The sequence below is a fragment of the Nocardia asiatica NBRC 100129 genome (assembly GCF_000308415.1).
Classification (GTDB): domain Bacteria; phylum Actinomycetota; class Actinomycetes; order Mycobacteriales; family Mycobacteriaceae; genus Nocardia; species Nocardia asiatica.
This window is the reverse complement of sequence record NZ_BAFS01000397.1, coordinates 1-7,732: the sequence shown is the minus strand read 5'-3', so window position 1 is coordinate 7,732 and position 7,732 is coordinate 1. Positions and strand designations below refer to the sequence as shown.

Annotated in this window: 8 protein-coding genes; 7 read left to right on the top strand and 1 reads right to left on the bottom strand. The window is 69.3% G+C overall.

The annotated features are described in order from the left end of the window. Positions 1–165: 165 nt before the first annotated feature. Positions 166–978, top strand: coding sequence for an aminoglycoside adenylyltransferase domain-containing protein (locus ON27_RS30160; RefSeq protein ID WP_043735309.1), 813 nt, complete (start codon positions 166–168; stop codon positions 976–978). A gap of 158 nt (positions 979–1,136) precedes the next feature. On the opposite strand, the gene ON27_RS30155 is transcribed toward ON27_RS30160, so the two are convergent. After that, positions 1,137–2,870: a DUF3556 domain-containing protein gene (locus ON27_RS30155; protein WP_043735305.1), complete on the bottom strand. Its 1,734-nt coding sequence runs from the start codon at positions 2,868–2,870 to the stop codon at positions 1,137–1,139. A gap of 136 nt (positions 2,871–3,006) precedes the next feature. Between ON27_RS30155 and ON27_RS30150 the strand changes: the two genes are divergently transcribed. The 6 genes from ON27_RS30150 to ON27_RS30125 all read left to right on the top strand — a co-directional run. Further along, positions 3,007–3,705: an NUDIX hydrolase gene (locus ON27_RS30150; protein WP_051047119.1), complete on the top strand. Its 699-nt coding sequence runs from the start codon at positions 3,007–3,009 to the stop codon at positions 3,703–3,705. 149 nt (positions 3,706–3,854) lie between these two features. Next, positions 3,855–4,439: a biotin transporter BioY gene (locus ON27_RS30145; RefSeq protein WP_245560340.1), complete on the top strand. Its 585-nt coding sequence runs from the start codon at positions 3,855–3,857 to the stop codon at positions 4,437–4,439. Next, the gene (locus ON27_RS30140) at positions 4,432–5,553 is read left to right on the top strand and encodes a class I adenylate-forming enzyme family protein (RefSeq protein ID WP_043735299.1); all 1,122 of its coding nucleotides are present in this window, start codon (positions 4,432–4,434) and stop codon (positions 5,551–5,553) included. Before ON27_RS30145 ends, ON27_RS30140 begins: the two co-directional genes overlap by 8 nt. After that, complete coding sequence (locus tag ON27_RS30135; protein WP_043735296.1) at positions 5,550–6,677, top strand: thiolase family protein; 1,128 nt, start codon at positions 5,550–5,552, stop codon at positions 6,675–6,677. The genes ON27_RS30140 and ON27_RS30135 overlap by 4 nt, the downstream gene beginning before the upstream one ends. Beyond that, positions 6,674–7,354, top strand: a complete 681-nt coding sequence (locus ON27_RS30130; protein WP_043735293.1) for an energy-coupling factor ABC transporter ATP-binding protein — start codon at positions 6,674–6,676, stop codon at positions 7,352–7,354. Before ON27_RS30135 ends, ON27_RS30130 begins: the two co-directional genes overlap by 4 nt. Beyond that, a partial coding sequence (locus ON27_RS30125) for a cobalt ABC transporter (protein WP_043735310.1) occupies positions 7,351–7,732 on the top strand: 382 nt, incomplete at its 3' end. The genes ON27_RS30130 and ON27_RS30125, both read left to right, overlap by 4 nt.

The window sequence follows — 7,732 nt, the reverse complement described above, 5'->3', positions numbered from 1 at the left end:
GGCCTGTGCTATCTGCGGGCCGCGCTGCTGATCCGGGCGCACCGCGGGACCGGGGCGGCCGCGGCTGGAAGCCCAGGTGAAACTCGTTCCTTCGCAGTGTGACTTCGCCCGAGCCGGTGACCCTGCCCTCGGTTCGGCGCTTCGCCCTGGCGGATACTGGCCGATATGACCCGTTCCCCGGTGGACCCGCGATCTCTCCCGGAAGAGGTGCGTCCGTACCTCGACGGTCTCGTCCGCCGGGCCAGGGCGGTTTGCGGGGCTCATCTGGTCAGCGTCTTCGCCGTGGGATCGCTCGCGCTCGGGGACTATCGACCTGGACGCAGCGATATCGATGTGACAGTCGTCGTCGACCCGATGCTTCCCGCGCAGGATCTGCGCGACCTGGCGGTGGCACTCGCTCACCCCACGCTGCTGTGCCCGGCGGCCGGCCTGGAACTGGTGGTTTACGACGCGGAGTTCGTCGTGCGTCCGTCCGGCGCGGCCGGGTACCTGCTGGACCTCAATACCGGCCCGATGCTGCCGAATCGCGCCAGTTTCGATCCGGCCGAATCACCCGCCTTCTGGTACGTCCTCGATCGCTCGATCGCACATCAGACCGGGCTGCTGCTGTACGGGACGCCGGTGCGGCAGGTCATCGCCGCACCGGCGCCGCGCGACCTCTTCGCCGCGATTCTCGCCTCGGTCCGAGAACATGCCGGCGGCGTAGGGCATTTGGCCGACAATCAAGTGTTGAACGGCTGTCGATCGGTGGCGTTCTGCCGCACGGGCCGGTGGCTGGCGAAATGTGCAGCGGCGCGAATCATCGCGAACTCCGAGCAGGATTTCCGGCCGGTGATCGAAATGGCGCTACGCAGCTTCCAGCGCCCGCGTTCGGCAGCGCTTCCTCTGCGTCACAGCGAAGTTCGCGACTTCCTTGGTTGGGTGGGGGAGCGTGTCGACGAAGCTGTGGCCCGTGTGGCGGTCAGCGATCGGCGATAGCCCGGGAGTGGCTGCTGAGGTCTCGGGCCGAAGCGCGTGTTGACGTCCGGGGCCGTCGTGACCGTGGATACCGGCGTCTTCACATGTCCTTACGTAGATATTCGCATCTAAAAATGCATTTACGGTGGTGCGAAGTGCCCTGAGCCGCCGGTAAGTCGTCAACGCTCGCTCGTGCCGTGGAACACCCGCACCGGGACGTCATCGGCCCAGGGCTGGCGGGTCACCATGTCGGCGACCCGTACTTCTCCGCGCTCGAATTCGCCGGTGGCGGCGTCGACGAGACGGTATTGCTGGGTCTGCTTGTGGATCGGCTGCGCGTCGAGCAGGACGACGCGTACCTCACCGGGTTCGAAGTGGCAGCGCCGCTGCATCGCGGCGATGAGTTGCTCGTTGTGCAGGTGGCCGTCGCCGAAATTCCAGCCGAGGGCGGTGCTGCAGATGCGCTCGCCGTCGGTGATGGTGTATTCGTCTTCGCGTCCGGACGGCATGGCCCGGTGCACCAGCGTGAACAGCGCGCGGCCGTGCGTGTTCATGGCGCGGAAGGCGTAGCCGAGGTACAGCGGAATCTGTGCGCGGTCCTTTCCGTAGAACCGCTCCAGCTGCGCCTGCGGCATGGCGGCTATCGCGACGATGCCGGTGGCGATCTTCGCCGCGGCAGACGGTTTGATGCACCACATAGTGGTGTCCCAATTTCCCGCGTAGTAGCGCATGCCCGGCAGGAAGGAGATCTTGCGGGGGAACAGATTTCCGGCCGTCACGATGCCCGTGACCACGACGAACAGCACGGCCACCGGTAGCGGGTCACCCAGGTCGCGCAGACCGAGGTCGGCGTGCGCGACGAACAGCGTCGCGACGCCGAAGATCATGAAGACGTTCCACTCCAAGGGCACGCCCATGGGAATCGCGGTGAGGATCGCCAGGTGGAAACACACCATCACGGTCGCCGCGATCGCCGTGGGCCACCCGCCGTGGGTGAAGAACAACACCAAGGGGACGCACATCTCGATGACGGTCCCGCCGTGCGCGAAGACGCGGGACAGCCGCCCTGGCCGGAGATCGTCCGGAAAGCGTTCGAAGAACGCGCGTTTGAGTGGCTTCGGCCGGAACACCGGACTGTTGGACATCATGGTGGACACCACGAAAGGGAAATGCTTGTTCAGTTTCGACGTGGCCGCGCCCATCCAGATCACGACGAAGACCACCTTCGCCGCGACGATCGCGTCGGCTCCCGCCAACAGGAAGGTGACGGTGAGGGTGCCGTAGACCTCGCCCCGGGCGGCGAGGAAGATCACTTTGTCGCGTAGGCCGAGTATCGCCAGCAGGCCGAGAATCGCCGCGACCTGCCAGTGCGGCAACAAGCCCACGGTGGTGCCGAGTTCCGGTATCGGGCCGGCGCCGTTGGACAGCAGAGCCGCCGCGGTCACCGCCAGCAGCGCCGCGTACAGCGCGACATCCAGCGGTGTTCGGTTGTCGCCCTTGGTGAAAGGGATCCGGTGGGGCCACGGTGGCAGCCGAATGGTGCCGGGCCGTAGCCAATACAGGGCCGAGCCCAGCGGTGGGAAGTAGCGGTTGTTCAGTGGGCCGAATCCGCAGCCCAGGCCGAGCACTTCGAACAACAACGTGTACAGCACGATCTTCTGGAAGACGATCGGTTCCGACCACCAGTCGCCGACGTCGGCCCATCCGTCGATGCCGTCGGTGGTCAGCACGACCAGCCAGCCGCCGAGCACGTAGAGACAGATCTTGGCGACGTAGAACAGGTGCAGCGCCACCGGCGTCCCGAAGCCCACTTCGGCCCAGTGCCTGGCCATGGGACGGATGCGCTCGGCGCGCGTGCCCTTGCTCCATTCCGCCATGTCGACCACCGGCAGGTCGGGCTCGAGAAACCCCATCAAGCACGCTCCGATCGAGAACGCCCGAGGCGCGGTCCGGACCCCGAGATTCCCGATACGGTGACAGGTGCCGTAGATACTGTCAACGACTTCCCTCGGCGCACCGCCTCCGGTGACGGTCGGGCAAGATCTAGCTATGGAACCGAGCCCGAGAGTGCCGTTTGCGGGGAGCATCGATGAATTCCGCGTGCTCGCGCAATCCCGGCTGGCCCGGTTTCCGCGCATCGAGGTTCCGGATTCGCCCGGTGTACGCCGGGCGGCGGTCGTGCTGTGCGTGGTCGAGGAGCCGGATGGACCGCTGTCGGTGATCGTCATCAAGCGCGCCTACCGTGGGCGCAACGCCGGTCAGTGGGGCTTGCCCGGTGGTCGCGTGGACGAAGGCGAGACCGCGGCGCAAGCCGCCTTGCGGGAACTGCACGAGGAAGTGGGCCTGCGGGCACGTCCCGATGACCTGCTCGGAGCGCTCGACGATTTTCCCGCCGCCTCCGGATTCGCGATCACGCCCCTGGTACTGGCGCTGACCGATGCTTCCCGGACGCGGCCGAACCCGGACGAGGTCTACTCGGTGCATCTGGTGGACCTCGCCCGGCTCGCGGCCGAGGACACTCCACGCTGGGTTCGAGCCGAGGACGCGGTGCGGCAGGCGCAGTTGCGCGATGACGCCGCGCCGGCCGATGGCACGGGCCTGCTGCAGATGCGGCTCGGCCCGAAGATGACGATCCACCCACCCACCGGCGCCATGCTCTGGCAATTCCGCGAAGTCGTCCTGCTCGGCACAGCCGCTTCCGCGGCCCGGGTCGCTCACTTCAGCCAACCCGATTGGACTCACCGATAGGCCCGAATGCCGCGCCGTCGCGGTGTTCGGTTACCGGGAAGCGGGTTCGCCCGGTTCCGGCGCGGGGTGACCGCGTTGCCCGTCCCCGCGCGTCGCAGCACCCGGCCTGCTATCTTGAACGTCGTTCAAGTTCTATGCGGAGGGTCGTCGTGGCGGGTGTCGAGAATTCTCGGGAGTCCGGGGCCCGGATTTCCGCGCGGGACATGGCGCAGATCGCGGTCTTCGCGGCCTTGATCGCGGCGCTCGGCCTGCCGGGCGCCATCACGGTCGGGTTCAGCGGTGTCCCGATCACGGTGCAGACCCTCGGTGTGATCCTGGCCGGTGCGGTGCTCGGGGCACGCAAGGGGACGGCCGCCGTGCTGGTCTTCCTCGCGCTGACGATGATCGGGCTGCCGCTGCTGTCCGGTGGCCGCACCGGCTTGACGGCGCTGGCCGGGCCCAGTGCCGGGTACCTCGTCGGCTGGGCTCCGGCTGCGTTGTTCATCGGGTTGTGCACCGCCCGGATCCTGCCGAAATACCCTCTGGCGCTCGGCCTGCTGATCAACGCCGTCGGCGGTCTGCTGATCATCTACCTGTTCGGCACCGTGGGCCTGTTGCTGCGCACCGACCTCGGGATATGGGCCGCCATCAGCACCAACTTCGCGTTCGTCCCCGGCGATCTGCTCAAGGTCGTGGTGGCGAGCGTGGTGGCCAAGGGAGTGCACCGTGCGTATCCCGGTGTGATCCGTGCGTAGTCCCGAACTCGGCGGCGCGGCTGATGATCTCGCCGTCGACTTCGGCGGCCGCGCCTATACCTACCGCGAACTCGACCGCGCCATCGAGGAGTGGATCGCTCGGAACCCGGAAGCGACCGTCTACGACGCGTCGGCTCTCCCCGTGCCGGACGCGCTGATCCGCGTCTGCGCCGCGGCGCGGCGCGGCGTCCCGGTGTTCGTCGAGAATCCGGCGGCGCGGCCGGGCCGCGCGGATATTCCGCCCGAGGCGTTTCTACTGGTGGCGACTTCGGGCTCCACCGGACGGCCCCGGCCGCTGGCCAGGACGGCCGCTTCCTGGTATGACAGTTTCCCTGCCTTCACCGCGATCACCGGCGTGTCCGCGGCCGATCGCGTCCTGATCACCGGCCCGTTGCACGCGACGATGCATCTGTTCGGTGCGCTGCACGCGCTGTGGCGCGGCGCGTGCGTCACCGACGATCCGGCTCGCGCCACGGTGACGCACGCGGTCCCCTCGGTGCTGCGTGCGGTGGTGCGCACGTGTCCGCGTCTGCGTACCGCCATCGTGGCGGGCATCGCGCTGGACGACGGTGCGCTGGCTGCGGCCGCTGCCGTCGAGGTGGTCGAGTACTACGGGTCCTCCGAGGTCTCGTTGGTGGCGGCGCGGCGCGTCCCCGAGCCGATGCGGCTGCTCGACGGGGTCGAGGCCGAAGTGCGCGAGGGACTGCTCTACGTCCGGTCGCCCTACCGTGTGCTGGGCGCGCCCGACTGGTTCGGGACCGGTGACCTCGCCGTCCTCGGCGGCGACCGCGAGCTGACGGTGCTGGGCCGGGGCGATTGTGCGATCAATGTCGGCGGAACCGTGGTGGTGGCCGAGGACGTGGAGCGCGTCCTCGGGTCGTTGGACGGCATCGCCGCGGTGGCCGTGATCGGCTCGCCGCATGCCGTCCTGGGGGAAACCGTCACGGCGGCGGTGCAATTGGACGGCGGCGCCGACCTCGGTGCGATCCGGTCGCGAGCGCGTCGCGTGCTGGCCAAGGAGGCGATGCCGCGCCGGTGGGTGCCGCTTCCCGCGTTGCCGAGGACCGCCGCCGGCAAGGTCGCCCGGGGCCGGCTGAGAGACTTGCTGACATGAGCCCCGTCCCCGTTCTGGTAGCGCCGCGCCGCACGCCGATCGGCAACGCGGGGCACGGATTGGCGAAGGTCACCACGGTCGACCTCGCCGCTCCCGTACTGCGAGCGGTGCTGTCGTCGGTGCGCGGCGCGGGCATCGACGCCGACGTGGACGACGTGGTGCTGGGCAACTGCCTCGGCCCCGGCGGCGACCCCGCCCGCGTCGCCGCGTTGCGGGCGGGGCTGGGTGTGCGAGTCCCTGGAGTGACGGTCGACCGGCAGTGCGGCTCGGGCCTGGACGCGGTGATGCAGGCGGCGTCGCGGGTGCGCGGCGGCGCGGACGAGCTGATCCTCGCCGGCGGAGTCGAATCGGCCAGTACCGCTCCGTGGCGGTTCTGGCCGCCGACCGGGGACGCGGAGCCGGTGCGGTACACCCGCGCTCCCTTCGCTCCGCCGGGCTTCCCCGATCCGGACATGGGTGTGGCCGCCGACGATCTCGCGCGGGCGCGCGGCATCAGCCGGGAACGCCAGGACGCCTACGCGGCGCGCTCGCACGCGCTGGCCGCGGCGGCCGACTTCTCCGCGGAGATCGTCCCGATCGGCGACGTACGCCGGGACGAGCGCATCCGGGCGGGCATGACCGTGGCCCGGCTGGCGCGCCTGCGCCCGAGCTTCGGCATCCATGGCACGGCCACCGCGGGCAATTCCTGCGGTATCTCCGACGGCGCCGCGGTCATGGCGGTCACCACCGAGTCGATGGCGGCCGGGCTGCCCGCGTTGCGGATACTCGGTTGCGCGGTCGCCGGAACCGACCCGGCGCTTCCCGGCCTCGGTCCGGTGCCCGCGATCCGGAAAGTGTTGCGGCGAACGGGCTTCGGCGTGGACGACCTCGGCGTGGTCGAGATCACCGAGGCGTTCGCGTCGGTGGTGCTGGCGGTGGCGGACGAGTTGGGTCTGGACGAGTCGAAGATCTGCCCGCAGGGCGGCGCCATCGCGATGGGGCATCCCTGGGGAGCGTCCGGAGCCATCTTGCTGGTTCGCCTGGCGAGTCGGATGCTGCGCGCGGACGGTCCCGCGCTGGGTCTCGCGGCCTGCGCCATCGGCGGCGGACAAGGGATCGCCGTGCTGGTGGAGCGAGTGTCGTGAGCGAGATCGTCTTCGACGCGGTCAGCCATCGTTTCGGCGACCGAAAGGTCTTGCGCGACATCGACTTGCGGATCGGCGAGCGGCGCGTCGGCATCATCGGGTCCAACGGTTCCGGAAAATCGACCCTGGCGCGCATGATCAACGGCCTGCTGACGCCGAGTTCCGGCACCGTCACGGTGGACGGCGTGGACGCTTCGCGCAAGGGCGCGCAGGTGCGACGGAAGGTGGGGTTCGTCTTCACCGACCCCGACACCCAGATCGTGATGCCCACGGTGGCCGAGGATCTGGCCTTCTCGCTGCGGCGCACCGGGCTGAGCAGATCGGAGGTCGCCGCCCGCGTCCAGGTGGTTCTGGAACGATTCGGTCTCGCGGGCCACGCCGAGCATCCCGCGCACCTGCTCTCCGGCGGGCAGAAACAGTTGCTCGCTCTCGGCGCCGTGCTGATCCGCAGGCCGGAGGTGATCGTGGCCGACGAACCGACCACCCTGCTGGACCTGCGCAACGCCAGGATCGTCGCCGAGGCGCTGGACGGCGTGGACCAGCAGGTGATCGTCGTGACGCATCAGCTGTCGCTGCTGGAGAGCTTCGAACGCGTCATCGTGATCGATGACGGCGCGGTGGCGTTCGACGGAGCTCCCGGTGACGCCGTCGCGGCCTACCGGGCGGCGGTCGAATGATCGGCTTGTACCGTCCGGGGAACTCGCCGCTGCACCGGTTATCCGCAGGCGCCAAGTTGGCGCTGCTGCTGGTGTCGATCGTGGCCGCCACGGTGTTCGTGCGCACTACGGCGCAGGTGCTGGTCGCCGCTGCGGCGGTGGCGGGCCTGTTCGCGGTGGCCGGGATCCCGTGGCGCGTGGCGCTGGCCCAATTGCGTCCGCTGGTGTGGATGGTGCTGCTCATCGCCGCGTTCCAGGTGCTGATCACCTCGCCTGAGCGGGCCGCGGTGGTGTGCGGGGTTCTGGTGCTCTCGGTGGCGCTGGCGGCGCTGTTCACCCTCACCACGCGGGTGACCGACATGCTCGACGCCGTGACCCGCTGGCTCGGGCCGCTGCGCA

Bases quoted from the DNA above. Each gene is read 5' to 3' on its own strand.
- ON27_RS30160 (WP_043735309.1), top strand. From the start codon at position 166: ATGACCCGTTCCCCGGTGGACCCGCGATCTCTCCCGGAAGAGGTGCGT.
- ON27_RS30155 (WP_043735305.1), bottom strand. From the start codon at position 2,870: ATGGGGTTTCTCGAGCCCGACCTGCCGGTGGTCGACATGGCGGAATGG.
- ON27_RS30150 (WP_051047119.1), top strand. From the start codon at position 3,007: ATGGAACCGAGCCCGAGAGTGCCGTTTGCGGGGAGCATCGATGAATTC.
- ON27_RS30135 (WP_043735296.1), top strand. From the start codon at position 5,550: ATGAGCCCCGTCCCCGTTCTGGTAGCGCCGCGCCGCACGCCGATCGGC.